Genomic DNA, 26,353 nt, shown 5'->3' on the forward strand with positions numbered 1-26,353 from the left:
CCGGCCCGCGGGGGTCTCCTACCGGCCGGGCAGGAAGCGGATGACCCGCGCCACCGCCATCAGGAACGGCTGCCACTTGTCCTGCGAAACCAGCGGCGGCGCATCCAGATTCAGGAATCGGGTGACCACGACCGTCTGCGGTTCGGTGAACTTCAGCAGGCCGTCGGGACCGTGCCGGCGTCCGACGCCGGAGATGCCCATGCCGCCCATCGGCGCGGCGGTGGTGCCCCAGGCCGGGGCGTAGCCCTCGTCGACGCACACCGTGCCCGCGTGCAGCCGCCGCGCGATCTTCTCGCCGTCGGACTTGCTGGCCGCCCACACGCTGGCGTTGAGGCCGTACTCGGTGTCATTGGCCAGCCGGATCGCCTCCTCGACGTCGGCCACCGGGTAGATCGACACCAGCGGGCCGAAGGTTTCCTCACGGCCGCAGGTCATCTCGTCGGTCACCTTGGACAAGACCGTGGGTTCGAAGAACAGCGGGCCCAGATCCGGACGGGCCTTGCCGCCGGCCAGGATCTCCGCGCCCTTGGCGGTGGCGTCGGCGACGTGCTTGGTCACCGTCTCCAGCTGCGATTCGGAGATGAGACTGCCGATATCGGCCGAATAGTCATAGGCGGCACCGAGTTTCGCGGCCTGCACGGCGGCGACGAACTTCTCGGTGAACTCCGCGGCCACCGACTCCTCGACGTAGAGCCGCTCGATGGAGATGCACAGCTGGCCGGCGTTGGAGAAGCACGCGCGCACCGCCGCCTTGGCGGCCTTGGCCAGGTTCGCGCCCTTGGTGACGATCATCGGGTTCTTGCCGCCGAGTTCGGCGGAGAACCCGATCAGGCGGGCGCCGCACTGCTGAGCCAGGGCGCGGCCGGTGCCCGAGGAGCCGGTGAACATCAGGTAGTCGCAGTTGTCGACGATGGCGGTGCCGACCACGGTGCCCGGGCCGGTGACCACGGCGAGCAGATCCCGGGGCAGGCCGGCCTGGTAGAGCAGCTCGGCGTTGGCCAGCGCCGAGTACGGGGTCTGGCTGTCCGGCTTGACCACCACGGCGTTGCCCGCGAGCAGCGCCGGGATGGAGTCGCCGATCGAGAGCAGCATCGGGTAGTTCCAGGGCGCGATGACGCCGACGACGCCCTTGGGCTGCGGAGTCACCGCGGCCCGGTTCAGCACCGGGAACGCGCCCGGCACCGACTCCGGGGCGAGCAGCTTGGGCGCGGTCTTGGCGAAGTAGCGGGCCGCGAACATCAGGCCCATCACTTCTTCCTGGGCCGCCCAGCGCGCCTTGCCGGTCTCGGCCTGCACGATGTCCATCAGGTATTCGCGCTGGGCCACGACCAGGTCGCGGTAGCGGGTGAGCACGGCGGCGCGTTCGGCGGGCGCGACGGCGGCCCAGCGGACCTGCGCCTTGCGGGCCTTCTCGAACGCGGCGGTGACATCGTCGGCGGTGCCGACGGGCACGCTGCCCAGGACGGTGCCGGTGAAGGTCTCCGCGATCGTTTTGCGGGACCGGGCCGCGGGATCGTCGATCGCCGCGAGCGTGCTCAGTCGCTCGAAGACTCCGGCATCAGGCGCGGGCATCGTCGCCTCCTCGTTTTGTAGTTACTGGCGGGTACACACAATCTACGCTGCCGGACGCCCCGCCGGTACACCCTGACCCCCGCGCGTTGCGCAGCGGTTTTGTGCGTTGTGACGAATCATGATGCGGCAGAACAAAGCTCGGTGCAGACTGACAAAGCGAGGGTTTCAGGAACACGCGATTATTCATTTGTCAAATCGAGTCCCGCTCACCGGAATCCGAATCCCTTATGCCGGTTTCACTGGTTTAGGTTGTCCCAATGTTCAGAGCGAGGCTCGGCGTCCGCGCCCGGATCCTGGCGATCGCGCTCATCCCGAGTTTGACTCTGCTCGTGATCGGCGTCACCGCAGCCGGATATCTGGTTCGACAGGGCAATTACGCCAAAAATTGGGCGACCGAGATGTCGCTGGTGATCGAACCGTGTGCCGAGATGATGGCGGGCATTCAGCTCGAACGTCACCTCACGCTGCAGCGGACGGCCGGCGACACGACCCTGGGCCCCGCGATCACCGCGGCCCGGGTCCGGCTCGACAACGCCATGAAGAACGTCGTCGAGGTGTCCAAGGGCTTGATCAAGATCGACCCGGCCAAGCTCGAAGGCAAGTTCGAGGACTCCGACAAGCTCGCCACCGCGGTCGGCCAGGCCCGTGGCGCCATCGATGTGGGCATGCTGCCCCCGCTGGAAACCTACGGCTTCTACAACAAACTGATCGACGTGATCAGCATCGGCGCGCAGATCGCCCAGGAGACCGCGCCGGACTCCGAGACCTCGCGGGAGCTCACCGAGTCGGTGCGCCTGCTCTTCGCCGGTGAGGCCATGTCGCGCAGCTACGCGGTCGCCGCCGCCAATATGAAGGCCGAGAACGGGCCGCTGATCCCGCTCGACGAGTTCAGCCGGCAGGTCGGCTTCTACCGCACCGAGATCTCCTTCCTCGCCACCGACTTGGAGGCCGCGCAGGTCGCCGCGGCCAACGCGATCATCAACAGCACCGCCTGGCAGCGGCTGTCCGCGATGGAAACCGCGGTCTCGCAGTACTTCCTCGAAGAGCAGCTGCGCAGCAGTACGCCCAACGCCCGGCAGATCACTGTCCCGCTGCCCCTCGGCACCCAGGAATGGGCGGACGTCGCCACCCAGGTGAACCAGGCGCTGACCCAGCTCTGGATCACCCAGAACCAGCACGCGCACGGCCAGGCCCGCGAACTCGGCAAGGAGAACGAGGCCCGCTCCGCCTACGGTGGCGCGGCCGTGGTCCTGGTCTCCATCGTCGTCTTCCTCATCGCCCTGGTGCTGGCCAACCGGATCATCCGCCGCCTCAAGCTGCTGCGCGGTGAGACCCTGGCGCTGGCCAACGACCGGCTCCCGGAACTGATGTCGCGACTGCGCTCCGGTGAAAAGGTCGATCCCGCCGACGAATCGGCGAACCTGGACTTCGGCCACGACGAGATCGGCCAGGTGGCCAAGGCCTTCGAGCAGGCCCACGCGGCCGCCGTCACCGGCGCCATCGCCGAGGCCCGCACCCGTGAGGGCGTGCAGGCGGTGTTCCTCAATATCGCGCATCGCAGCCAGATCGTGGTGCACCGGCAGCTGGAGATTCTGGACGAGGCCGAGAACCGCCAGGAAGATCCGGCGCTGCTGGAAACCCTGTTCCGCCTGGACCATCTGGCCACCCGCGAACGCCGCAACGCCGAGAACCTGATCATCCTCGGCGGCGGCCAGCCCGGCCGCCAGTGGCGCAGCCCGGTCGCGCTGATCGACCTGGTGCGCTCCGCGGTCGGCGAGACCGTCGACTACGCGCGCGTCCGGGTCTCCCGGCTGCCCGAGGCGCACATCATGGGCTCGGTCGTGGCCGACCTCATCCACCTGCTGGCCGAACTGGTGGACAACGCCACTTCGTTCTCGCCGCCGCAGTCCAAGGTCGAGGTGTTCGGCAACGTGGTCGGCAAGGGCCTCGTCGTCGAGATCACCGACCAGGGCATGGGCATGCCCGAGGGTGAACTCGCCCGCGTCAACGAAATGCTGCGCAACCCACCGGATTTCGGTGTCGCCGCGCTGTCGGTGGACTCCCGGCTCGGCCTGTTCGTGGTCGCCCAGCTCTCGGCCCGGCACGGCGTCTCGGTGCGGCTCTCGGATTCCGATTACGGCGGCATCCGCGCCATCGTGCTCATCCCCTCGGCCATCCTGGCCGCCGATTCCCATATCCCCCTGGCGGATTCGGGCCACCCGGAGCCGGCGCGCCGATACCGTCAGTCGGTGCAGTTCACCGGTGAACCGCTGCCCGAACGCCCGCCGGTGCGCGCGCTGGAATCCGAGTCCACGGCCGTGCTCACCGCACCGCCGGCGGCCCCGGCCTACCGCCCGCCCGCGGTGGAACCGCCCCGGATGACCTCCTCGCTCGGCTTGCCGCCGCATTCCGATGCCCTGCACGGCTCGGGGCCGCGCACCGACACCGCGCTCGGCTTACCGCCGCGCGCGGAGGGCGGGCTCGGACCCGACGGCCGGCCGCTGCTGCCGCGCCGCAGCCGGCAGGCCAACCTGGCACCACAACTGGCCCAGGAGCCGCCGCCGGCCACCGCGCCCACGCCGCTGGTGGAACGCGCGCGCTCGGCCGAGCAAGCTCGGGACCTGATGTCCGCGATCGAGAACGGAACCCGGCAGGGACGCCGCGCGCATCCCGCCGGACAACAGGCAGTGTCCAATTCTAAAGATGAGGAAGGCTACGGTGACCGCTCCCCAAACCGGTGATCTGAACTGGCTATTGGATGATCTGGTGGACCGGCTGGCAGGGGTTCGGCACGCGGTGGTCTTGTCCACCGACGGGCTGCTGCTGGGCCGATCCACCGCGATGAGCCGGGAAGACGCCGAACATTTCGCCGCCATGTCGTCCACGCTGTACGGGCTCGCCCGCAGTGCGGGCGCCCGCTTCGACGGCGGCGGTGTCCGGCAGGCGGTGATCGAGCTCGACCGCGCGGTCCTGTTCGTCACCTCCGCGGGCACCAATGCCTGTCTGGCACTACAGGCTTCGGAAACAGCGAACCTCGGCATGGTGGCCTACGAAATGAATGTCACCGTGCAGCGCGTCGGCAACTATCTATCCACCCCAGCGCGCCTGCCATGACTCGCAGGGGGGAACCCTGGTTCGACGAGGCGGCCGGACCGTTGGTCCGGCCGTACGCGCTCACGCGTGGCCGGACCATGGGGGCGGGACATGATCTGGACATACTCACGGTGGTCGTGACCACCGATCCGGCGCCGACCCTGCGCCGCATCGAACCGGAGTACGCCCGAATCATCTACCTGTGCAAGGCCCCCCAGGCGGTGGCAGAAGTGTCTGCCAACTTGAAACTTCCCTTGGCAGTGACGAAGATCCTTGTCGGAGATTTGATCGGCGAGGGACATCTGATCTTCCGGTCCCCGGTACAACCGGAGACCGGTCCCGGCGATCTCAATGTATTGCGAGCGGTTCTGGATGGCATCCGAAAACTTTGACCAGGCCAACGGCCTGCACAACCCGAACGCGCCCCGGCTGGCGGCGTCGGTCAAGATCCTCATCGCCGGCGGCTTCGGCGTCGGCAAGACGACCATGGTGTCGGCGATCAGCGAGATCACCCCGCTGCGCACCGAAGAACTGATCACCGAGGTGTCCAGCGGCGTCGACGATCTGTCCGGCGTCGAGCAGAAGCACACCACCACCGTGGCTTTGGACTTCGGGCGCATCACCATCGATCAGGACCTGGTGCTGTACCTGTTCGGTACACCGGGCCAGGACCGGTTCTGGTTCCTCTGGGACGAGCTGTCGCGCGGCGCGCTCGGCGCGGTCGTGCTGGCCGACACCCGGCGGTTGAGCAATTCCTTTGCCGCCGTGGACTATTTCGAACGCCGCGGCGTGCCGTTCATGGTGGGCGTGAACTGTTTCGACGACGCACCGCGCTACACGGTGGAGGAGGTGCGCGACGCCCTCGACCTGGACCCGCACACCCCCGTGCTGCTGTGCGACGCCCGCAACCGGGACTCGGCCAAGAACGCGCTGCTGGTGCTGATGGAGCACCTCATCGAATTGGCCGGTCGCGCACCGGTTCCCAGCTAATTCGCCGGACGCGTTCGCGCGTCAGGCCGATACGGCCCCGCTTCGATCCGTTCGAGGCGGGGCCGAGTCGGTTGTTGCGTCAGATCTGGTGCAGCCAGGAGATGAACAGGAGCACGCCCGCGCAGGCGAGGAGTACCGCGAGCGGCAGCGGCCAGAAAGCGCCTGTGCGGCCCAGTAATCGGCGGGCGAGACGGATTTGCAGTTGCCCGAGGCCCGCGAGCGCGAGCGCGAAGACCGGCAGCAAGGCGAGCCCTAGTGCCGCGTGCACCGCCCAGGCCCCGGCCAAGGTCGGGCCGCCCCAGGAATGTTCGTAGTCGCCTTCGGTCAGCAGCGGGTACGCGATACCGCGTACGGCGGCGACGGTAGCCAGGAACGCCAGAAACCAGGCCAGCAGGCCCGTGCCCGCGCTGAGCACGGTGTGTGCGGCGGTGCGGAACAGCGATGGTCGCGGATCGATACGCGCGCCGAGCAGCCTGCGGGGCCACCGCAACCGCACCGCCAAGGGTGCGAACGCGAGCGGGAGTGTGGCCAGGGCGTAGGCGGCCAAGCGCAGTACCGAGACAACCGTCTTCATCCCACGACCGTAGCGCTCAGGTCAATTGCCCGGCGGCGACCAAGTCGTCGAACAGCAGCTGATCGACCGGCGGCACCGACTCCCGATCCGCGTAGGCGAACCAGGCGACCTCATCGATCTCACTGCTCGCGGCCAGCGTGCCGCGATAATCGGCGGTGTAGCAACTCATCCGGACCAGTAGCCCGTTGTCGGCCGCCTCATAGGTACCCACGTGCGCGACGGTTTCCGGCAGCAGCGCGACCGTCAGCTCTTCCTCGATCTCCCGCAGCAAGGTCTGCAGATCGGTCTCCGCACCTTCCCGCTTGCCGCCGGGGATATAGAACACATCCTTCCCCCGCGGCCGTGCGCACAGGATCTTCCCACCCTCGATCCGCACCCACGCCACCGTATCGATCAGCCGCTGCTCCGCCACCGCGGCAGCCTATCGCCCCGCCGCTGCCACCGAAGGACGGGTCAGTTGGGCAGCAGGGTGTGGTCGCGGGCGCCGGGGCCGTAGACGGGGTGCAGGTCGCGGGGGTGGACTCGCGCACCGCAGGAGGAGCAGGTCGGCTCGATCGTCGCTGTGTGCCCGCAGATTTCGTGGACCGCTTGGATCGGGGGGCCGTCGGGGGCGGCCCATTCGTCGCCCCATTGGCGCATGGCGTTGACGACCGTCCAGAGGGCGCGGCCTTTGTCGGTGAGGCGGTAGTCGTAGCGGATCGGGTTCTGCTGGTAGGGCTCGCGGGTCAGGACGCCGTGGGCGACAAGGTGTTCCAGGCGCTGGGTGAGGACGTTGCGGGCGATGCCGAGGCGGGCGCGGAAGTCGTCGAAGCGGGTCACGCCGAACAGGGCGTCGCGCACGATGAGCAGCGTCCACCACTCTCCGACCACTTCCAGGCATTGCGCCACGGAGCAGTTCATGTCTTCGAAGCTCATCCTTCGCATGCGCCCACCCTAGTCGGTTGCTTCAAACAACTCACTCGTTTAGTGTGCGTTTCATGATGCAACTCACTTGGCGGAACGGAGCGATCTCGTGAATACCTCTGTCGCACCGAAGGATCCGCCCGCGCTCGACCATCGGCTCGTCCTCGCGATCGTCTCGATCGGCGTGCTGCTGTCGAGCCTGGACCTGTTCATCGTCAACGTGGCGCTCCCGGATATGGCGGTGGATTTCGGCGGCGCGGACATCGCCGGACTCTCCTGGATCCTCAACGCCTATGCGATCGTGTTCGCCGCACTGCTGGTGCCCGCGGGCCGGCTCGGCGACCGCAGCGGCACCCGCAACGCCTTCCTGCTCGGCCTCGCGATTTTCGTGCTCGGTTCCGCGTTGTGCGCCACGGCCTGGGATGTCGGCTCGCTGGTGGCGTTCCGGGTGCTCCAGGCGATCGGCGGCGCGATCCTGACCCCGACCTCGCTGGGCCTGGTGCTGGCGGCGACGCCGCCCGAGCGCAGAGCGACGGCGGTGCGGCTGTGGGTGGCCTTCGGCGGACTCGGGGCGGCGCTGGGACCGGTGCTCGGCGGCGTCCTCGTCGAATTCGGATGGCGCTGGGTCTTTCTGGTGAACGTCCCGATCGGGGCGCTCGCGCTCGTCGCGGGTCTGCGCAAGCTGCCGAAGCCCGCCGGTGGCGGGGGGCGCTTCCCCGACCTGATCGGTGCGCTGCTGCTGGCCGCGAGCATCGGCGCGTTCGTGCTGGCATTGGTGAAAGGTGACGACTGGGGCTGGTCCTCGGCGAGCATCCTCGCCGCGTTCGCGGTATCCATCGCCGCGGGTGCGGGTTTCGTGATCTCCTCCGCCCGGCACCACAGCCCGGTGGTCGACCCGGGTCTGCTCCGCCTCCCGAATTTCGCCCTGATGGTGACCAACGGCGTGCTGTTCAACCTGGCCTTCGGCGCCATGCTGCTCTCCTTCGTGCTCTGGTCTCAGCAGGTCTGGGACTGGTCGGCGCTGCGTTCCGGCCTGGCCGTCGCCCCCGGCCCGCTCGTCGTCCCGATCGTCGCGATCCTCGCCGGCAAACTCATCGCCCGCGTCGGCCCCGGCCCCGTGATCGCCACCGGCGGAACAGCTTTCGCCGCCGGCCTGCTCTGGTGGGCCAGCGCGATCACCCTCGAACCGAACTACCCGACCGGCGGCCTCGGCGGCATGCTCCTCACCGGCCTCGGCGTCGGCCTCACCCTGCCCACCTCCTTCGCCGCGGGCACCGGCGGCCTCCCGCCCCACCGATTCGCCACCGGCTCCGCGGTGCTGAGCATGTCCCGCCAGATCGGACTCGCGATCGGCGTCGCGGTCTTCGTCCTGGTCCTGGGCTCCCCCACCGACCCGCAAGCCACCCTCGACGCCTTCCAGCGGGGCTGGTTCGTCGTCGCGGTCGCCGCGTTCCTCGCCGGACTGATCGGGTTGGGCGCGCGGCTACCGCGGCCCGTCACCCCGGATCAGACCCCCGCCGCCTCCCCTCAGCCATCCAAAACCTGACTGATTCTCTGCACCGGGCCGGGAAGGCCCCGACCTCGGGCGGTGAAGTGCCATCGATCGGGTATCGCCCGAGTGATCACTATCCCTCTCGAGAGCGGAGCCGCCGGATGACCACCGCACTATCCCGATCCAGCAACCTTCGGACCACCGCCGCCTGGGCCGGCACGGCCGCCGTCGCCGGCTCGCTGGCGGCCGGGCCCGGCAGCCGGTGGTATCAACAGCTGGACAAGCCGTCGTTCCAGCCGCCCCGCGCGGCCTTCCCCCTCGCCTGGACGCTGCTGTACGCCGACATCGCCACCACCACGGCGCTCGCCCTCGACCACACCACCGACCCCGCCCGGCAGCGCGCGACCCGGCAAGCCTTGGCCGCGAACCTGGTGCTCAACGCCGCCTGGACCTGGGTGTTCTTCCGAGCCCACCGGCTCGGCGCGGCCACCATCGTCGCGGCGGCCCTAACCGCCAGCGGAGTCGCCCTGACCCGCCGAGTCGCCGCCGCCCACCCCAGCGGCCGCGCACTGGCCCTGTACCCAGCCTGGTGCGCGTTCGCCACAGTCCTCTCCGCAAGCATCTGGCGGCGCAATCGCAGCCGCTGATCCCCGTGCGTCCCCCGGCCTTCCGACCTGTACTTGGAGCAGATCAGCCGCGAGCGGCGCCGACCGGCCAAACGATAACGACTGGCACATCGTTTTGACGGGCCAGGTCGACGACCGTGCCCGTACCGCCCTTCTCTCCTGCTCGGGAATCCCACACCGCAATCAGCTTGTCGGCGGTTCCGACTACGGCCTCGTTCGCGGCTTCGTAAGCCTCTCGGCCCGCGTCGTCGAAGTCCATCACTCGGATCCGGTTCGCGCGTTCGAGCAGATCGTCGAATTGCGCCGCATCGTCGGGCTTCACCTTGCGCTCGCGGTAGTTTCGTGACGGCAACACGACTTCGAGCTTGCCGCCCGCATCGAGTACGGCCTGCGCGAACACCGTGTCGGCACCACGAGCAATGCAGCTGATACCGGTCAGATCGGCCGAATCTTCTTCGCGGAGTAGTGCGCTGATTGCGTCGTACACCAGCGGCGCGGTCTCGACGGTGATGTTCATGTGTCCGGTTACACCGATCCGCACCACGTCAACTCCTCCTACGCCGCTGCCACCAGCAACAGCCTCATCTGACCGCGCAATTCGGGCTTCCACCACAGTCTTCCCGATTCGGCATGCTTCCAGTTCGCCCTGGATGAGTCTGGCCTCCACCATGCCCTGGCTGCACATGGTCGACCCCCGGCGCTCAGGTGGTGAAGCGGTGGTGCTGGGCGAGGGCTTCGAAGAGCTCCTGGGCGGCGCTGTGGGCTGAGAGGCCGTTGCCGTTGCCGCCCGTGACGCGGGTGCGGGCTACCTGCTCGTGCAGGTGCTCCATGCGCATGTCGAGGCGGTTGGCGGCGTCGGCGGCCTCGGTGAGTTCGGTGAGGAGTTCCTGGGGGACGTCGCCGCCGTAGCGGTAGAAGATCTTGTGTTCGAGGCTGGCCCAGAAGTCCATGGCGATGGTGCGGATCTGGAGCTCCACCGGGACGTGTTCGACGCGGTCGCTCATGAAGACCGGCAATTCGAGCAGCAGGTGCAAACTCTTGTAGCCATTGGGTTTCGGGTCGGCGATGTAGTCGCGCACCTCGGTCACGGTGACGTCGGATTGGCTGGTGAGCATCTCGGCGATCCGGTAGGTGTCCTGGATGAAGCTGCAGGTGATGCGCACGCCGGCGATGTCGACGATGTTCTTGCGGATGTCGGGCAGGGTGGCCGGGATGTCCTTGCGCTGGAGTTTGCGCAGGATGCTTTCCGGGGACTTGAGCCGGGACCGGACGTGCTCGATCGGGCTGTAGTCGTGGATGTAGGTGAACTCGTCGGCCAGGATGTTGATCTTGGTCATCAACTCGGAGGTAACGAACCGGTAGGACATCATGAACCGGGTGAACTCGCTCTGGAACGGCGCGAGGTCGGTGTCAGGACTGCTCATCGGTGATGTCGTCGCCTTCGTGTCGCAGGGATCGGCCTTCGACACAGTCTGTCACCGGGGTCTGAGATCAGGCTGAGCCGCCCGGCCCCGGGACGGGACCGGGCGACTCGGCCGTGCTCAGCGGCTCAAACGCTGGAACCGGCGCACCGCGAGCGGCAGGAAGATCGCGGTGATCACCAGGGGCCAGATCACCGCCATCAGGATCGCGTGCTGTTCGATCCAGGTATCACCGCTGCCTTCCGGACTTCCGAACAACTCGCGGGTCGCGGCGACCGTCGAGGAGATCGGATTCCAGGCGGCGATGGTGCCCAGCCAAGTCGGCATGAGCTGCGGAGCGGCGAAGATGCTGGAGATCATGGTCAGCGGGAAGGCGACCGCGAACAGGCCGCCGGCCGCCTCCGGGTTCGGCACCAGCAGGCCCAGCCAGACCCCGACCCAGATCAGGGCGAACCGCAACCACAGCAGCAGCGCGAAAGACACGAGCGCGCTGAGGATTCCGCCCTCGGGCCGCCAGCCGATGGCCAGCGCGGTGAGCATGAGGATGGTCAGTTCCGCGCAGGCCACCAGCAGGTCGGTGACGCCGCGCCCGGACACCACCGCGCACGGGGCCATCGGCATGGAGCGGAACCGGTCGATGACGCCGTTGGTGGCGTCGTAGACGACCAGCGTCGCGGTGTTGATGAACCCGAACGCCATGGTCATCGCGAACATGCCGGGCATCAGGAAGTCCTGGTAATCGCCGCCGCCCGGGACCACCATGGCGCTGCCGAAGACATAGCCGTAGAGCAGGACCGACAGGATCGGGAAGCCGAGCTGCCAGGCGATGTTCACCGGCTGACGCTGGTAGTGGGTCAGCCCGCGCCGCACCACATTCCAGCAGTCGGCGACGACCCAGAAGGCCCGCGAGTGCTGTGGCGGAGTGTCGATGATGGTCATTACGCGGCCTCCTCGGCGATGTCGGTGCGGTGCCCGGTGAGTTGCAGGAAGACGTCGTCGAGACTGGGCCTGCGCAGCCCGATGTCCTCGACGACGATGCCCTCGTCCTGCAAAGTCCGGGCCACCTCGGTGAGCGCGGCGACCCGATCGGCGACCGGTGCGTGCACCCGCCGCTCGATCTCGTCGATCTCGGGTTCGCCCTCGCACACCCGCGCAACGACTTTCGCGACCGCGGGCAGATCGGCGACCTCGGCCGCCACGACGACGATCTGGTCGCCGCCGACGATGTTCTTGAGCCCGTCGGGGGTGTCGTCGGCGATGGCCCGGCCCTGATCGATCACGGTGATGTGCGAGGCGAGCTTGTCCGCCTCCTCCAGATACTGCGTGGTGAGCAGGACCGTGGTGCCGTCGGCGACCAAGGCGCGCACCGATTCCCAGACCTCGCCGCGGCTGCGCGGATCCAGACCGGTCGTCGGCTCGTCCAGGAACAGCACCTGCGGCGCCAGGATCATCGACGCGGCCAGGTCGAGCCGGCGGCGCATGCCGCCGCTGTATTTGCCGACGCCCTTGTCGGCGGCGTCGGTCAGCTCGAAGCGTTCGAGCAGTTCGACGGCGCGGGTCTTGGCCCGGCGACCGCCCAGATGGAACAGCCGGCCGAACATCTCCAGGTTCTGCCGGCCGGTGAGCACCTCGTCGACGGCGGCGTACTGACCGGTGAGGCCGATACTGGCGCGCACCTCCCGAGGCTGCCGCACCACGTCGAGCCCGGCCACGGTGGCCCGGCCCTCATCCAGGCGCACCAGTGTCGAAAGGATCCGCACCGCGGTCGTTTTCCCGGCGCCGTTGGGACCGAGCAACCCGTGCACGGTGCCGCGCCGCACCGTCAGATCGAACCCGTCCAAGGCGTTCTTGTCCCCGTACTTCTTGCGGAGCCCTTCGGCTTGCACCGCGTATTCCTTCACCCTCATCCTCCCGAATCGGAACTAACTGGGTACATCGTACCCTATTATGGGTACAACGTACCCAGTTAATTTCCCTACGATTAGGCTGACCCTCATGACCAGCACGGAGACCAGCGGCAGCGGAGATATCGCGCGCACCCTAGACCTGCTGTGGGACAACGGTCCCCGCCCCAGTCGCGGGCCGAAACCCGGGCTCACGCTGGATCAGATCGTCGAGGGCGCGGTGCGGGTGGCCGACGCCGAGGGCCTGGCCGCGGTCACCATGCGCCGGGTCGCCACCGAGCTCGGCATCGGCACCATGACGCTCTACCGCTATCTGCCCGGCAAGGGTGAGCTGCTCGACCTGATGCTGGACCGGGTCCAGCAGCCCACCCCGCTCGACGAGCAGCTCGACTGGCGCGCCGCCCTCGAACGCGTCGCCTACGAAACGCTGGCCCTCTACCGCAGGCACCCGTGGCTGATCCAGGTGAACCAGACCCGGCCGGTGATGGGGCCCGCCGCGCTGCTCGGTATGGAACTGGTGCTGGCACAGATCACACCGATGGGGCTGACCGATCAGGAACTGATCAGTGTCGTAGTCACCGTCGACGGCTACGTCACCGGCGCCGCCCGCACCCAGCTCCATCACGCGGAGGCCGAGCGCACCTCCGGCCTCACCGACGCCGAGTTCTGGGCAGCCCAGCAGCCGGTGCTGGAGCGGGCGCTGGCCTCGGGCAGGTTCCCGCTGATGGCGGCGCTGTCCGAGGATGCCTTCGATCACAGCTTCGACCACTTCGACTTCGGGTTGCAGCGCATCCTCGACGGGTTCGAGGTGCTGGTGAATCAGCGGCGCGGCTAGCTCAGCTATTGGAAGCGGTGCGCGTTCTCCGTCACCCAGTGCGCGAAAGTGCGGGCGGGGCGGCCGGTTACGCGTTCGACGGTGTCGTCGATCGTGGTCGAAACGGCGGGCGGTGCGGCGTACCAGCCGATGACGTAATCGGCGTCCGCCCGGGATACTCCGGTGGCCATCAGGCGGTCGACGGCCTGTTCATGGGTGATGGTGACGAAGCCGATCTCGCGCCCGATCGCCCGGGACAGGTGCGCGACTCGTTCGCGCGGGGTCAGCGCCTCGGGACCGGTGAGGTTGTAGACCTGGCCCGAGTGGCCGTCCTCGAGCAAGGCGACAGCGGCCACCGCGCCGATGTCGGCCTCGTGCACCAGCGCGCTCGGGAGGTCGTAGGGCTCGCGGACCACACCCTCGGCGCGGATCGAATCGGCCCAGGTCGCGGTGTTGGACATGAATTCCTGGGGCTCCAGGCGGGTCCATTCCACCCCGGAGGCGGCGATCGCCTCCTCGGCCGCGCCGACCGCGCCGCCCCACACCACGGTGATGCGGCGGACGCCCGCGTCCACGGCCCGGCGGACCAGTTCGGGGCCCACCTCGGCCAAGCCCGCCGTCACGGTGACGTGCAATCGATCGATCCCGTCGAGTGCGGCGGCGAGTGCGTCCGGCGCGGTATGCGTGCCCTCCGCCAGCTCCACACCCGACGGCAGAATCCGCAGGGCCGCAGCGGGATTCCGGGTCAGCGCCCGGACCTTCTCCCCGCGTTCGAGCAGTTCTCGTACCACATGGCGGCCGGTGTTTCCGGTGGCGCCGGTGACCAGTGTCGTCATTGCCGAAATCCTTTCGTCGCACGCGACGTTAGGACCTCAACATTGCTCGAGGTCAAGAAGCGTTAGGCGGAAACAACTTTCAGCCCGTCGAGACCGAGCGCCGCGGCGACCCGGGCAGCGGCGGTGGCGAGCTGCTTCGCGGGTGGCTTCGCGCCGTCGAACATCGAGACGGCCAGGTGAGCGCCGTCCAGCTCCCAAGTCCCCGCGATGCGACCGTCGATTACCACGAGCGGCGCGATCCAGCCCGCGGTGCGGCTGACGTCGGATCGGTGTGCGGCGGGCAGCAATTCGGTGTCCTTGGTGCCGGGGCCGAGGATGTACTGGTCGAACGCGCCCAGCAGGTGCACCGACTGCCGCGGTCGCACCGCGGCCAGCTCATCGACGTGCTCGGCGCGGAGGAAGGCCTTGACGCCGTCGATCTCGATCTCGGCGAGGTCGTCACCCAGGTCCGAGAACCAGCCTCGGACAACGGGTTTGCGGTTGTTGCCGCGACTGAGCCAGGCGTCGAAGGTTTCCGGGGTCGCCGGGCCGTACGCACCGAGGTAGGCGGTGACAGCCGCCGGGGCGGCCTCGTCCGGTTCGGGCAGGCCCTTCCATCCCGGGATCAGCTCGGCCGGAGTGGTGAAGGTGACCCGATTGCCCTGTGCCGCACCGTGACACAGCGCACCCTGCCAGGCCAGCGGCTTGAGCAACGCACCCCAGCCCGACTTCAGCTCCGCCCCCATCTTGTGGAACGCCTTGTCCGCGAGCAGGGCTTCGACCAACTCCTCGCGAGTCAGGGCCTTGTTCGCCAAGACCTGAGAGACGGCCTCGGTGAGCGCCTCGACCTCGGCCGGGGTCGCGCCGAAAGCCTTCTGCCACGATGGCTTTTCCCAGACCTTGGTGGCCGCCATCAGAGGCAGAAAAGCGGCGGCCCCTTCCGGGGTGAGCGCGTGCAGCGTGCCGCGCATGGCCCAGGTCTTCACCACCGCACCTGTGCCGAGCGCCTCGGTGAGCGCTCCCGGCTTCGGCGTCTTACGGCGCAACGCCACCGCGGTCTCCGCGGCGGAACCTACTTGCGCCTGCACTCCGCACAGCCGTTCCACGATCGCGGGCACCCGCGCCGCGGCCGGCTCGGACACGAACTGCCGCGCCAACCGCCAGGTGAAGACCTGTTCCCAGGTGACTTGCACCGCCGCCTCCTCATTCCGAGCCACCTTGCGAGCGTATCCCGTTCGCTCAGCCCGGCGTCTGGCGCGCGGTGTGCCGGCGCAGCGCCGCGCGCAGCCCTGCCGATTCCTCGGCGCTGATCTGATCGACGAAGTGACTCAGTACCAGATCCGGGCGGCCGCCGGATTCCAGCGCCTCCAGCATCACCCGCGCGCTGTGCTCCTCGCGGGTGAGCGAGGGCCAATAGCGGTAGGCCTTGCCCGCGCGCTCGCGCACCAGCCAGCCCTTGCGATGCAGGTTGTCCATGGTCGACATCACGGTGGTGTAGGCGATCTCGCGTTCGGCGCAGAGTTCCTCGTAGAGGTCGCGCACCGTGGTGTGCTCGGAGTCGCGGTCCCAGATCCGGTCCATGATCACGGCTTCCAGCTCTCCGAATCCACGCACCGTGCCGAACTCCCTCACCACTGATCATGTTGCCGTCGCCAGAGTACCGACCGTACGGCATTCCTACGGACTCGAACCGTAGATTCCGCCCGGACGATTCCCTCCGCAGGCCTGGTGTGCGAACATATGTTCGATTAACTGCCGACGCGACGAGGAGGGCTTCCCATGTCAGACGAATCCCGACGCCATCCCCGTATCCAGGCGCGAGCCGAGGCCTCGATCCTGCATGCCGACCTCGATTCCTTCTACGCCTCGGTCGAACAGCGCGACGATCCGCGGTTGCGGGGCAAGCCGGTGATCGTCGGCGGCGGCGTGGTGCTGGCGGCCAGCTACGAGGCGAAGGCGTTCGGGATCCGGACGCCGATGAACGGCGGGCAGGCGATCCGGCTGTGCCCGCGCGCCATCGTGGTGCCGCCGCGGATGAGCGCGTACGCCGAGGCGAGCAAGGCGGTGTTCGAGGTCTTCCGCGACACCACGCCGATCGTCGAGGGCATCTCCATCGACGAGGCGTTCCTCGATGTCGGTGGGCTGCGCCGGATCGCGGGCGAGCCGGTGCAGATCGCGCAGCGGCTACGCGCCGACATCCGGGACAAGGTGGGCCTGCCCATCTCCGTCGGCATCGCGCGAACCAAGTTTCTCGCCAAGGTCGCCAGCGCGGTGGCCAAACCCGACGGACTGCGGTTGGTTCCGCCCGACGGCGAGCTGGACTTCCTGCATCCGCTGCCGGTCGAAAGACTGTGGGGCGTAGGCGATGTCACCGCGGCGAAGCTGCACGAGCACAGCATCACCCGGATCGCGCAGCTGGCCGAACTCGGCGAGAGTCCGCTGCGCGCGATCGTGGGGCCCGCCGCGGCACGACACCTGTTCGCCCTGTCCATGGCACGCGATCCACGGCGGGTGGAGACCGGACGGCGGCGGCGCTCGATCGGCGCGCAGCGCGCCCTCGGACGCACTCAGCGACCGCCCGAGGAGATCGAGGCCTACCTGCACGGGCTCACCGATCGGCTCGGCCGCCGCCTGCGCGCGGCGGACCGGGTCTGCCGGACGGTGGTGCTGCGCATGCGTTTCGACGATTTCAGCCGCGCGACGCGGTCGCACACACTGCCCGAGGCCACCGATTCGACGGCTACCATCCTGGCGTCCGCCCGCACCTTGCTGACGACCGCGATGCCGATGATCGCCGAGCGCGGGCTCACCCTGATCGGTCTCGCGCTGACCAATCTCGAGGACGCGGACAGCGCGCAGCTGACATTGCCGCTGGACGGGCGAGCCGAGAACACCCTCGACGCGACCCTGGATGATCTGCGCCGCCGCTTCGGGTCGGCCGCGGTGACCCGGGCGGCCCTGCTGCACCGCGGTGAGGGGATCTCGGTTCCGCTGCTGCCGGACTGAAAGCGCCTGGGCCCCGGCCACAAGCATGCCGGGGCGACTTCAGAGGCGTTCGATGATCACCGCGTTGGCGAGACCGCCTGCCTCGCACATGGTTTGCAGACCGTAGCGGCCGCCGGTCTGCTCCAGGTGGTTGAGCATGGTGGCGAGGATGCGGGTGCCCGAGGCGCCGAGTGGATGACCGAGGGCGATGGCTCCGCCGCGCGGGTTCAGCTTGGCCGGGTCGGCGTTCAGGTCGTGCTGCCAGACCAGCGGCACGGGGGCGAAGGCCTCGTTCACTTCGTAGGCGTCGATGTCGTCGATGGTCAGGCCGCCCTTGGCCAGGGCCTTGCGGGTGGCCGGGATGACGGCGGTGAGCATGAGCAGCGGGTCGTCGCCGGTCACGGCGAAGGAGTGGAAGCGGGCGCGCGGGCGCAGGCCGAGCTGGTTCGCCTTCTCCTCGCTCATGATCAGCGCGGCCGAGGCACCGTCGGAGAGCGGCGAGGAATTGCCCGGGGTGATCGACCATTCGATCTCGGGGAAGCGCTGCTTCATCGCCTCGTCCACGAAGGCGGGGCGCAGACCGGCCAAGCCTTCCGGGGTGGTGTTCGCGCGGATGGTTTCGTCGGCGGTGAGGGTGCCCGCGGCCACGAGTTCGCTGTCGAAGCCGCCCGCCGCGGCGGTCTCGGCGGCCAGCCGGTGCGAACGGGCGGCGAAGGCGTCCAAGGTTTCCCGATCCAGCTTCCAGCGCCGGCTGATGATCTCGGCCGCGGTGCCCTGCTGGATCAGGCCTTCCGGGAAGCGATGCGCGAGCGGGCCGCGGTTGGCGTCCTGGCCCTGGGCGTTGGAGAACATCGGGACCCGGCTCATCGACTCCACGCCGCAGGCGATGGCGATGTCGTAGGCGCCGGCCAGCACGCCCTGCGCCGCGAAATGCGCCGCCTGCTGCGAGGATCCGCACTGGCGGTCCACGGTGGTGGCCGGTACCGATTCCGGGAAACCGGCCGCCAGCGCCGCGGTGCGCGAGATATTGAACGCCTGTTCACCGCTTTGGGTGACACATCCGCCGATCACATCGTCGACCAGGGCGGGGTCCAGATCGTTCCGCTCGACGAGCGCCGCCAGGACGCCCGACAGCAGGGTCGCCGGATGCACATCCGACAGTCCACCACCGGGTTTGCCCTTTCCGGAGGGTGTACGGACAACGTCGACGATGACAGCGGAAGTCATGGCGGCTCCTAGCTCGGCACGGCCGCCCGGCAGGCGAACGGCGATTAACTTAGCCCACCATACCGCGTGCGGCCTCCGCCTCGATACGCGGGAATTGCGCGGCCATGGCGTCGGCGAGCGCACGCGCCGCCGAGAGCGGGCGAACCATGACGGTGAGCTCGTCGATCAGCCCGTTCTCGTCCAGGTGCAGGAAGTCGCAGCCGTTCGCGGTCTTGCCGTCGACGGTCGTCTCGAAGACCAGGGCCTGGTCTCGGCCGTCGGCGCTGACGATCTCGCGGACATAGCGGAAGTCCTCGAACACGCGCAGCACGCCGCGCAGGATCGCCGCCGTGATCGGCTTCCCCGGATAGGGCTTGAACGCCACCGGGCTGGTGAACACCACGTTCTCCGCCAGTGTCGCCGCCAGCGCGTCACCGTCGCGCGCCTCGACCGCCTTCTTGAAGGCCTCCATCGCATCCACCTCGCATATGCAACTCGTTGAATAGGTAGGCCTCACCCTAACCCTGGAGCTCGGAGACGGGAACCCCGGATTACTCCGTCGCGGCCTTGTGGCGGTGGTAGTAGCGGGCGACGCGGGCGCGGTTGCCGCACCGTTCGGGTGAACACCATTGGCGGCGCGGATGCGCGGGAAGGAAAAGCAGCACGCAGTCTTCGGCGGCGCAGCGCTTCAGGCGGGCGATGGACGGGTCGGTGAGCAGGTCGACGGCCGCGTCGGCGAGCGTGGCGGCCAGGCGAGCGCTCGAATCACCTTCTCGCGCAACGGTTGCCACGAGAGATCCGGCGGTCCAGGTGAGGCGGCGGACGGCCGGTGCGGCGGAGACGGCGGCTTCGAGGCCGCGCAGGGCGGCGGCAGGTGGGCGGCAGTCGTCGAGCAGCGCGTCGAGCGCGGCCGAAATGTGTTCGCGCACAGCGTGTACCGCGGCGAGGTCGGCGCGGGATGGACGCCCGGGCGCGCCGGGCAGGCGGTCGGCCTGTAGGCGCAGCCAGTGCCCCAGCTGTTCGGGTGTCTGGAGCAGATCGGCGCCGGCCGGGCGGGTGTTCACCAGATCCAGGGGCAGCGGTTCGCCGATCAGCGGTTCGGACTCGGTCACATACTAATGGTACATCATCGACTTGACACATTAGCTAGACGCGGACTAGAACTAATGCATACCGAGCTAGAGAAAGCATGTGAAGCCATGAACGTCCTGCCCCTGGTCCAGCACCGCAGCATCGAAGTCGACGGCGTCGAGGTGTTCTATCGCGAGTCCGTGCCCACCCGCGCCGACGCGCCGGTCCTGTTGCTGCTGCACGGCTTTCCATCCTCGTCGCACCAGTTCCGCCGGCTCATCGACGCCCTCGGCGACAGCTACCGGCTCATCGCCCCGGACTACCCCGGCTTCGGAAATACCGTCGCCCCAGCGGATTTCGAGTACAGCTTCGACCGGTTGGCAGACATCACCGAAGGCTTCGTCCAGCAGCTCGGCCTGACCCGCTTCGCGGTCTACGTCTTCGACTTCGGCGCGCCCGTCGGCTTCCGGCTCGCCACCCGGCACCCGGAGTGGATCAGCGGCCTGGTGGTGCAGAACGGCAACGCCTACGAAGCCGGATTATCCGATGGTGCAAGGGATTTCGTCGCCTTGCGCCCGGAGATCGACGGCGCGGAGGACACCATCCGCGGGCTGCTGACCCTGGAAGGCACCCGCGGCCAGTACGAGCACGGCGTCGCCGACACCACCGCGCTGGACCCGCAGAGCTGGATCCTGGATCAGCACTACCTCGACCTACCCGGCCGCAAGGAAGCCCAGGTAGCCCTGGCCTTCGACTACCACTCCAACGTCGCCCACTACCCCGAATGGCAGTCCTGGCTGCGCGAATACACTCCCCCAGCCCTGATCGTCTGGGGCACGAACGACCCCTTCTTCCCCGCCCCCGGCGCCCACGCCTACCTCGCCGACCTCCCCGACGCCGAACTACACCTCTTCGACACCGGCCACTTCGCCCTGGAAACCCACCTCCCCGAAATCGCCGCCCACATCGCCGCCTTCCTCGATCGCCTCCCGAGTGAGCGGCACGTGGTGGCGGCCGCCACCGAGTGATCGCGTCAGAGCGGACCTCACTCAGCGCGGCAGTCACTCAGGGCGGCAGTCGCCCAGGGCGGCAGTCGCCCAGGGCGGCAGTCACTCACGGCGGCAGTCGCCCAGCGCGGCAGTCCCTCAGCGCGGCAGGCATTCAGGGCAGTAGTCGCCAGGGCGGCAGGCAGTCAGGGTGCTAAGACGAGCATCCAGAGTGGGAGGAGGGCGGCGGTGAGGACGGTGGATTTCACGACCGCGGCGGCCACGAGGTCAATTTCACCGTCGTAGCGCTGGGCGTAGATGAAGGCGTTCTGTGGGGCGGGCATGGCGGCGATCACCACGAACATCGCCAATGTCGTGCCCGTCAAGCCGAATACGTAGTGCAGTGACGCCCACATCAGCAAAGGAAAGGCCAGGCACTTCACGGCGATCAGCAGGTATTCGTCGCGCGTCACCGGCCGCCAGCGCATGCCGTAGGCGCCGACGTGCAGGCCGAGTGCGAACAGCGCGACCGGAGAGGCGGCCGCTCCGGCGAACTCCAGACCTTCCAGGAGCGGATCGGGCACACGGAAATTCACGAGGTTGGCCAGTACGCCCGCGGCGCAAGCCAGGACCACGGGCGTGCTGAGCGCCGATCCCACCGCCCGCAGCACTCCCCCGGCCTGCCGATCAGTCCGGCCGTGCTCGAGCACAGTCAGCACGATGACGGTGAGCACGCATACCTGGAACAGCACGATCGGGAAAATCGCCGACGCGTCACCGAACAGGAAGTCCAGCACCGGCAGCGCGAAATAGGCCGCGTTCACCTGTACCGCGCACATGCACCGTAACGCGATCCCGGACGCGTCCGCCCGCACCACCCACTTGCCGAACGCCGCCATCAGAACCAGCGTGCCGATCGCGGTCGCCGCGTACCCACCCACCGCCGCCGGCGCGAACAAGGCGCCGAGGTTCGCGTGATACAGCTTCGGAAACAGATAGGCGGGGATCGCGAACAGAAACGCGAAGTCACTGAACGCCTTCGCCGCCTCCCCTGCCAGCACCTTCCGCGCTCCGAACAGCGCCCCCACACCGAACACGATCAGCACCGGCGCCAGTTTCGCCAGAGTCGCCGCGACGGCACCAATCATCACATCACCCAATCAATTCACGCCAGAACGCCGCCCATTCTGCTCCCGCCCGCAAACCACGGCTCAATCGGCCGTGCCGGGATTGATTCCGTGTGTCATCGCGACGACCCGGCGCCGCGCCTCGAGTCCGCCGGATCGCCGCCCGTGAGCACGCGCAGCCGACAATCGTCGATGGCCGACGCCCTCCGGGCGCGATCGGCGTTCAGGGGATGGGTCAAGCGGCGGGAAAGGTCCACTGGGCGTGTTCGGCCGAGATCAGATCGACTCGACCGGTTCACCAGTAAGCCGGTCCGCTCAGCTGACCGAAGTGGCTCCTTCCGCGGTCGGCCGCGGGATTATGGAGATCGGCAGAGCTCAATCGACCAGGCGAGATCCTTGGAGGTTGCGGTGGATGCGATCGGTATGGCAGGAAGCCTCGGGGATCCGGTGGCCGAGGCGCGGCTCGAGGTAACGCGGCACCGAGACCAGGTCTTGCGCGACCTTGGGAATCTCACCTATCGGAGCTCGCTCGGGTGGGCCCATTTTCGCTACGTCGCCGGCAACATCCGCACGGGCTACTACGGGCCCGGCTAATAGTGGAAGGGATCGAGAGACGATGAATGTTCGAGCATTTCGCCGAGCTTCGGGAATGACCGCCACAGTTCTGGCCCTCCTTGCACTTTCGGTGTTCCCGGCGTCCGCACAGTCCCAGAACTTCGAAATCCACAACCCGGCAAACTTCCGCTGCCTCAGTGTCCGGGAGGACTCGCTCGTGGTGTCGCCGTGCTTTCCGAACGGCGAGGCCACGTTCCGCTGGTACTGGCAGGCCCATCGGGGTAATCAGTATCTGGTCAATCTCAAGCACAGCGCGTACTGCGTCAATCTCGTCAGGATTCGCCCTGGCCACCGATTCCTGCAGTTACGTATTTGCGATTACAGCGAGAACGCGCCAGGCATTGGCGATCAATGGGAGCAGGCGGGCAACCGAATCAAGTTCCGCCATCCCACCCAGCCCACCGATCTGTGCTTCACCCGGTACCCGGGCGACGGCGTCAGCGCCGTGGTCAACGTGGACACCTGCAGTGCCGGCAACGTCGATCAGGAGTGGCAATTCGTTCCCCGCTGACGCCGCGCGGTGTCAGCCGATCCGAAACGAGACAACAATGAACGCATCGAGTCTTCGCACGGCCGCGCTGCTGGCCGTCGCCGTCCTGATTTCCCTGATGCACCCGGGATTTCCGGCGTCCGCCCGAACCGGGAACGTCTTCGAAATCCGCAATCCCGCCAACTTCCGCTGTCTCGGCTACAGCACCAGCGGCCTACTCCAGGTCGCCCCGTGTTTTCCGGTGGGCGCGGCCGGGTTCCGCTGGCAGTGGCAGATCCACCAGGGCAGGCAATATCTGGTCAACATGGAAAACACGCACTGCGTCAAGCTCGCCCCGGACGGTACGTACTATCTCGCGTTGCTCCCGTGCGACTATCGCCCGGACGCGCCGGGCCTGGATGATCAATGGGTGCAAGTCGGCAAGCGGATCATGTTCCGGGGATCTGCCGGTCCCGACGGCATCTGCCTGACCAGGCAGGCGAACCACGGGGTGAATACGGACGTCGTCACCGACGGCTGCCGTGACGAGTTGACCAGAGAACAGGAGTGGGATTTCGTCGCGCGCTGAATGGCCGATGTCGGCCGCGGAGAAGCGCGGTGGCGGTGGCCGCGGCGGGCAGTGTCAGAGTTTGACGACCTGGCGCACGATCGGGTGGCCCAGGCGGGCGGAGAGTTCTTGCTGGAAGGCTTCGGTCAGGGGTGGCCAGTTCCAGAATTCGAAGGCGAGGGTGCTGAGGGTGAAGTCGGAGGACCACTGCCAAGCGGTGATCGTGGACGTGGCCGCGCAGGCGGGGCAGGGGGCGGTGGCGGTGCCGGTGTGGTGCCAGGCGGAGATGGCGGTGGCGAAGGGTTGCCAGCGGGTGCGGTCGGGTTCCCATTGGCCGGCGGGGTAGTCGATGATGACGGTGTTGGTGGAGCAGGCGGGGCATTTGGCGTATTCGGGGGTGTCGGAGCCTTGGCCTTCGGCGTAGGCGTTCCGGCCGAGAGCGATCGCGACGGGGCCCGGGGTGTTCCACTGTTCGACGGTGATGTGGTGCCAATGCGGGCCGGGGACATAGCCTTCGGTGGCGTGGTCGCTGTACATCCGGTCGCCGGATAGTTCGCGGGTCAGGACTCTCTCGGTGACGAGCCAGTCGATGACGCGGTCGGCGAGAGGGCGCGCGTCCGCGTCTGTGGCTTCGAGATCGATGATCCGTTCGCAGTAAACACCCATGACTGCATCCTGCCGGAAGCGCTCACGGCGGGTAGAAGGCGTCGCCGCCGACCTGGCCGGGGTCGAGGATGTGGGCGAGGAACAGGCGGGTGGTGGGAGTGGGGGTGCCGGTGGTGATGGCGTGCCAGGGGCGGTCGAGAGGGGTGCCGTCGACCGGAAGGATGGCGAGGACGCCGGATTCCAGGTCCTGTTCGACGGCGTCGCTGTGAATCAGGGTGACGCCCAAGCCTTCCCGGGCGGCGGCGAGGACCGCGCCGTGTGAGCCGAGGGTGAGGGTGGGCGGGTTGATATCGAGGCTGCTCAGCAGTTCCTGGGTGGCGTCGCGGGTGCCGGAGCCGCGGCCGCGCAGCAGCCAGGTGCTGCGGAGCGGGTGCCGGCCGGGCGGGCCGACGACCACCAGCCGGCTGGGGCGGCGGGCGCGGGTGACCAGGCCGGCGTCCCGGGGCGGGCGGCCCGCGATCACCAAATCTGTCTCGTGGTGCTGCAATTCGACGAAGAGGACGTCGCGCGGATGCACCGACAGGCTGAGTTCCACTTCGGGGAAGCGCCGCCGGAACGAGGCCAGCGGGCGCAGCAGCACGTACTCGCCGGCGGTCGCGACGACACCGATCCGTAGTCGTCCGGTCTCGGCCTGCTGGACCGCGGCGTGCGCCTCTTTCATCAGGCCGAGGATGCTGCGGCAGTACCCGGCGTACACCCGCCCGGCTTCGGTGAGCGCGATGCCGCGCCCCGTCTTGGCGACCAGCTTGGCGCCCATCTGTTTCTCGATGTGGGCGACCGCCGCGGAGACCGCCGCCTCGGTGACATGCAGCTGGCTGGCGGCCTTGCGAATACTGCCTTGGCGCGCCACGACCAGAAAAGTCTCCATCCGCGTCGCGCTCACCATGCCCATGCCTTCGAAGGTAGCAAACTTAAAGAAACGGTTGAGTATTCGCAGGAACAATCAAATTGTTTGTGATCTCTTCCGGCCTCATCCTGGAATTCCCACGGACTCAGGAGGATTCATGGCCGACGGAACCGAACGGGATCGCTGGGATCCAGGTGTGCAGTCGTACGCGTCGATGGGATATTACGCACCCGACTACGAGCCCTCGGACACCGATGTGCTGGCGGTATTCCGGGTGACGCCGCAGCCCGGCGTGGATCCGATCGAGGCCTCGGCCGCGGTGGCGGGCGAATCCTCCACGGCCACTTGGACTGTCGTGTGGACCGACCGGCTCACCGCGCACTCGAAGTATCAGGCCAAATGCTATCGGGTCGACGAGGTCCCGGGCCGGCCGGGCGAGTATTTCGCCTACGTCGCCTACGATCTCGATCTCTTCGAGGAAGGTTCGATCACCAACCTGACCTCCTCGGTGATCGGCAATGTCTTCGGTTTCAAGCCGCTGCTGGCGCTGCGCCTGGAGGACATGCGCATTCCCGTCGCCTACGCGAAGACCTTCCAGGGCCCGCCGCACGGCACCGTGATGGAGCGGGAATACCTGAACAAATACGGCCGCCCGCTGCTCGGCGCGACGGTGAAGCCGAAACTCGGTCTCTCGGCCCGCAATTACGGGCGGGTCGTCTACGAAGCCTGCATGGGCGGCCTGGATTTCACCAAGGACGACGAGAACATCAACTCCCAGCCGTTCATGCGCTGGCGCGACCGGTACCTGTACGCGATGGAGGGCGTGAACCGGGCGATGGCCGACACCGGCGAGATCAAGGGCCACTACCTCAACGTGACCGCGGCCACCATGGAGCAGATGTACGAGCGAGCCGAATTCGCCAAGGAACTCGGCAGTGTCGTCATCATGATGGACTTGACCGTCGGCTACACCGCCATGCAGTCCATGTCGCACTGGGCTCGCCGCAACGGCGTGCTGCTGCACCTGCACCGGGCCGGGCACTCCACCTTCACCCGGCAGAAGACGCACGGCGTGAGCTTCCGGGTGCTGGGCAAATGGTGCCGCCTGATCGGCGTGGACCATGTGCACGCGGGCACCGTCGTCGGCAAGCTCGAGGGCGACCCGGCGACCACGAAGGGCTTCTATGACACGTTGCGGGACAACCACATTCCCGCCAACCCCGGCAACGGCATCTTCTTCGACCAGGACTGGGCCAGCCTGCCCGGCGTGATGCCGGTCGCCTCCGGCGGCATCCACGCCGGCCAGATGCACCAACTGCTCGATCTCTTCGGCGACGACGTGATCTTGCAGTTCGGCGGCGGCACCATCGGGCACCCACTCGGCATCGCCGCCGGCGCGGAAGCCAACCGGGTCGCCCTGGAAGCGGTGGTCAAGGCGCGCAACGAAGGCCGCGATCTGCTCAAGGAAGGCCCGGAGGTGCTGCGCAAGGCCGCCGAATGGTGCCGCCCGCTCGATGTCGCGCTCTCCACCTGGGGTGATGTGACCTTCGACTACACCTCCACCGACGCACCCGACGCGGTGCCGACGGCCACCCTCTGAAAGGACCCG

28 protein-coding genes and 1 pseudogene are annotated in these 26,353 nt (G+C 68.0%); 12 read left to right on the forward strand and 17 right to left on the reverse strand.

Features of this window, described 5'->3' with window-relative positions; translation table 11 throughout:
- Positions 1-18 precede the first annotated feature (18 nt).
- A pseudogene (locus AB0M14_RS36105) lies at positions 19-1,575 on the reverse strand (succinic semialdehyde dehydrogenase); the annotation flags it as partial.
- Positions 1,576-1,829: 254 nt separating this feature from the next.
- Here AB0M14_RS36105 and AB0M14_RS36110 point away from each other — a divergent pair.
- From AB0M14_RS36110 to AB0M14_RS36125, 4 genes are read left to right on the forward strand one after another with little or no spacing between them, the layout of a single operon-like run.
- Positions 1,830-4,313, forward strand: a complete 2,484-nt coding sequence (locus tag AB0M14_RS36110; RefSeq protein WP_365004129.1) for a nitrate- and nitrite sensing domain-containing protein — start codon at positions 1,830-1,832, stop codon at positions 4,311-4,313.
- The gene (locus AB0M14_RS36115) at positions 4,291-4,686 is read left to right on the forward strand and encodes a roadblock/LC7 domain-containing protein (protein ID WP_194813600.1); all 396 of its coding nucleotides are present in this window, start codon (positions 4,291-4,293) and stop codon (positions 4,684-4,686) included. The genes AB0M14_RS36110 and AB0M14_RS36115 overlap by 23 nt, the downstream gene beginning before the upstream one ends.
- A complete protein-coding gene (locus AB0M14_RS36120; RefSeq protein WP_365004133.1) occupies positions 4,683-5,057 on the forward strand; it encodes a DUF742 domain-containing protein in 375 nt (124 codons plus the stop codon). The genes AB0M14_RS36115 and AB0M14_RS36120 overlap by 4 nt, the downstream gene beginning before the upstream one ends.
- On the forward strand, positions 5,038-5,655 hold the full coding sequence (locus tag AB0M14_RS36125; protein ID WP_365004136.1) for an ATP/GTP-binding protein: 618 nt from the start codon (positions 5,038-5,040) through the stop codon (positions 5,653-5,655). Before AB0M14_RS36120 ends, AB0M14_RS36125 begins: the two co-directional genes overlap by 20 nt.
- A gap of 79 nt (positions 5,656-5,734) precedes the next feature.
- Here AB0M14_RS36125 and AB0M14_RS36130 read toward each other — a convergent pair whose 3' ends face one another.
- From AB0M14_RS36130 to AB0M14_RS36140, 3 genes are read right to left on the reverse strand one after another with little or no spacing between them, the layout of a single operon-like run.
- Positions 5,735-6,229 (reverse strand): hypothetical protein, encoded by a 495-nt coding sequence (locus AB0M14_RS36130; protein ID WP_365004138.1) that lies wholly within the window; start codon positions 6,227-6,229, stop codon positions 5,735-5,737.
- A 16-nt stretch (positions 6,230-6,245) separates the two neighbouring features.
- Positions 6,246-6,641 carry an NUDIX domain-containing protein gene (locus AB0M14_RS36135; protein ID WP_365004141.1) on the reverse strand — a complete coding sequence of 132 codons (396 nt, stop codon included), beginning with the start codon at positions 6,639-6,641 and terminating at the stop codon, positions 6,246-6,248.
- Positions 6,642-6,682: 41 nt separating this feature from the next.
- On the reverse strand, positions 6,683-7,153 hold the full coding sequence (locus AB0M14_RS36140) for a helix-turn-helix domain-containing protein (RefSeq protein WP_365004144.1): 471 nt from the start codon (positions 7,151-7,153) through the stop codon (positions 6,683-6,685).
- An 88-nt stretch (positions 7,154-7,241) separates the two neighbouring features.
- On the opposite strand from AB0M14_RS36140, the gene AB0M14_RS36145 reads away from it, so the two are divergent.
- Complete coding sequence (locus AB0M14_RS36145; RefSeq protein ID WP_365004147.1) at positions 7,242-8,678, forward strand: MFS transporter; 1,437 nt, start codon at positions 7,242-7,244, stop codon at positions 8,676-8,678.
- 107 nt (positions 8,679-8,785) lie between these two features.
- Positions 8,786-9,271, forward strand: a complete 486-nt coding sequence (locus AB0M14_RS36150; protein WP_365004150.1) for a TspO/MBR family protein — start codon at positions 8,786-8,788, stop codon at positions 9,269-9,271.
- Positions 9,272-9,314: 43 nt separating this feature from the next.
- Here AB0M14_RS36150 and AB0M14_RS36155 read toward each other — a convergent pair whose 3' ends face one another.
- The 4 genes from AB0M14_RS36155 to AB0M14_RS36170 form a co-directional block, all read right to left on the reverse strand.
- Positions 9,315-9,794 carry a hypothetical protein gene (locus AB0M14_RS36155; protein ID WP_365004152.1) on the reverse strand — a complete coding sequence of 160 codons (480 nt, stop codon included), beginning with the start codon at positions 9,792-9,794 and terminating at the stop codon, positions 9,315-9,317.
- Positions 9,795-9,951: 157 nt separating this feature from the next.
- Positions 9,952-10,674 carry a GTP pyrophosphokinase family protein gene (locus AB0M14_RS36160; protein ID WP_365004155.1) on the reverse strand — a complete coding sequence of 241 codons (723 nt, stop codon included), beginning with the start codon at positions 10,672-10,674 and terminating at the stop codon, positions 9,952-9,954.
- Between the two features lie 117 nt (positions 10,675-10,791).
- The gene (locus AB0M14_RS36165; protein ID WP_365004158.1) at positions 10,792-11,610 is read right to left on the reverse strand and encodes an ABC transporter permease; all 819 of its coding nucleotides are present in this window, start codon (positions 11,608-11,610) and stop codon (positions 10,792-10,794) included.
- Positions 11,610-12,578 carry an ATP-binding cassette domain-containing protein gene (locus AB0M14_RS36170; RefSeq protein ID WP_365004160.1) on the reverse strand — a complete coding sequence of 323 codons (969 nt, stop codon included), beginning with the start codon at positions 12,576-12,578 and terminating at the stop codon, positions 11,610-11,612. The genes AB0M14_RS36165 and AB0M14_RS36170 overlap by 1 nt, the downstream gene beginning before the upstream one ends.
- Before the next feature lie 88 nt (positions 12,579-12,666).
- Between AB0M14_RS36170 and AB0M14_RS36175 the strand changes: the two genes are divergently transcribed.
- Entirely contained in the window at positions 12,667-13,410 is a 744-nt protein-coding gene (locus AB0M14_RS36175) for a TetR/AcrR family transcriptional regulator (protein ID WP_365004162.1), read from the forward strand.
- 5 nt (positions 13,411-13,415) lie between these two features.
- Here AB0M14_RS36175 and AB0M14_RS36180 read toward each other — a convergent pair whose 3' ends face one another.
- The 3 genes from AB0M14_RS36180 to AB0M14_RS36190 all read right to left on the reverse strand — a co-directional run bounded on the left by AB0M14_RS36180 (position 13,416) and on the right by AB0M14_RS36190 (position 15,818).
- A complete protein-coding gene (locus AB0M14_RS36180) occupies positions 13,416-14,225 on the reverse strand; it encodes an NAD(P)H-binding protein (RefSeq protein ID WP_365004165.1) in 810 nt (269 codons plus the stop codon).
- Positions 14,226-14,287: 62 nt separating this feature from the next.
- Entirely contained in the window at positions 14,288-15,421 is a 1,134-nt protein-coding gene (locus AB0M14_RS36185) for a winged helix DNA-binding domain-containing protein (RefSeq protein ID WP_365004167.1), read from the reverse strand.
- A 22-nt stretch (positions 15,422-15,443) separates the two neighbouring features.
- Positions 15,444-15,818, reverse strand: coding sequence for a BlaI/MecI/CopY family transcriptional regulator (locus AB0M14_RS36190; RefSeq protein ID WP_365004169.1), 375 nt, complete (start codon positions 15,816-15,818; stop codon positions 15,444-15,446).
- 165 nt (positions 15,819-15,983) lie between these two features.
- Between AB0M14_RS36190 and dinB the strand changes: the two genes are divergently transcribed.
- On the forward strand, positions 15,984-17,210 hold the full coding sequence (gene dinB / locus AB0M14_RS36195) for a DNA polymerase IV (RefSeq protein ID WP_365004172.1): 1,227 nt from the start codon (positions 15,984-15,986) through the stop codon (positions 17,208-17,210).
- Positions 17,211-17,249: 39 nt separating this feature from the next.
- Here the strand turns inward: dinB and AB0M14_RS36200 are convergent, their stop codons facing one another.
- From AB0M14_RS36200 to AB0M14_RS36210, 3 genes are all read right to left on the reverse strand, one after another.
- The gene (locus tag AB0M14_RS36200) at positions 17,250-18,416 is read right to left on the reverse strand and encodes a thiolase family protein (protein ID WP_365004175.1); all 1,167 of its coding nucleotides are present in this window, start codon (positions 18,414-18,416) and stop codon (positions 17,250-17,252) included.
- A gap of 49 nt (positions 18,417-18,465) precedes the next feature.
- On the reverse strand, positions 18,466-18,867 hold the full coding sequence (locus AB0M14_RS36205) for a nuclear transport factor 2 family protein (RefSeq protein WP_365004177.1): 402 nt from the start codon (positions 18,865-18,867) through the stop codon (positions 18,466-18,468).
- A gap of 79 nt (positions 18,868-18,946) precedes the next feature.
- Positions 18,947-19,507, reverse strand: a complete 561-nt coding sequence (locus AB0M14_RS36210) for an ABATE domain-containing protein (RefSeq protein WP_365004179.1) — start codon at positions 19,505-19,507, stop codon at positions 18,947-18,949.
- 87 nt (positions 19,508-19,594) lie between these two features.
- On the opposite strand from AB0M14_RS36210, the gene AB0M14_RS36215 reads away from it, so the two are divergent.
- Positions 19,595-20,494, forward strand: a complete 900-nt coding sequence (locus AB0M14_RS36215; protein WP_365004182.1) for an alpha/beta hydrolase — start codon at positions 19,595-19,597, stop codon at positions 20,492-20,494.
- 164 nt (positions 20,495-20,658) lie between these two features.
- On the opposite strand, the gene AB0M14_RS36220 is transcribed toward AB0M14_RS36215, so the two are convergent.
- On the reverse strand, positions 20,659-21,600 hold the full coding sequence (locus AB0M14_RS36220; protein WP_365004185.1) for an AEC family transporter: 942 nt from the start codon (positions 21,598-21,600) through the stop codon (positions 20,659-20,661).
- A 628-nt stretch (positions 21,601-22,228) separates the two neighbouring features.
- On the opposite strand from AB0M14_RS36220, the gene AB0M14_RS36225 reads away from it, so the two are divergent.
- Positions 22,229-22,705 (forward strand): hypothetical protein, encoded by a 477-nt coding sequence (locus AB0M14_RS36225; RefSeq protein WP_365004188.1) that lies wholly within the window; start codon positions 22,229-22,231, stop codon positions 22,703-22,705.
- Between the two features lie 37 nt (positions 22,706-22,742).
- Positions 22,743-23,252, forward strand: a complete 510-nt coding sequence (locus tag AB0M14_RS36230; RefSeq protein WP_365004191.1) for a hypothetical protein — start codon at positions 22,743-22,745, stop codon at positions 23,250-23,252.
- Between the two features lie 54 nt (positions 23,253-23,306).
- Here the strand turns inward: AB0M14_RS36230 and AB0M14_RS36235 are convergent, their stop codons facing one another.
- Positions 23,307-23,897: a hypothetical protein gene (locus tag AB0M14_RS36235; RefSeq protein WP_365004193.1), complete on the reverse strand. Its 591-nt coding sequence runs from the start codon at positions 23,895-23,897 to the stop codon at positions 23,307-23,309.
- A gap of 22 nt (positions 23,898-23,919) precedes the next feature.
- Positions 23,920-24,789 carry a LysR substrate-binding domain-containing protein gene (locus AB0M14_RS36240; protein ID WP_365004196.1) on the reverse strand — a complete coding sequence of 290 codons (870 nt, stop codon included), beginning with the start codon at positions 24,787-24,789 and terminating at the stop codon, positions 23,920-23,922.
- A 112-nt stretch (positions 24,790-24,901) separates the two neighbouring features.
- Between AB0M14_RS36240 and AB0M14_RS36245 the strand changes: the two genes are divergently transcribed.
- The gene (locus AB0M14_RS36245) at positions 24,902-26,344 is read left to right on the forward strand and encodes a form I ribulose bisphosphate carboxylase large subunit (RefSeq protein ID WP_365004199.1); all 1,443 of its coding nucleotides are present in this window, start codon (positions 24,902-24,904) and stop codon (positions 26,342-26,344) included.
- Positions 26,345-26,353: the final 9 nt, after the last annotated feature.

Source organism: Nocardia sp. NPDC051832, from assembly GCF_040681285.1.
Taxonomy (GTDB): Bacteria; Actinomycetota; Actinomycetes; order Mycobacteriales; family Mycobacteriaceae; genus Nocardia.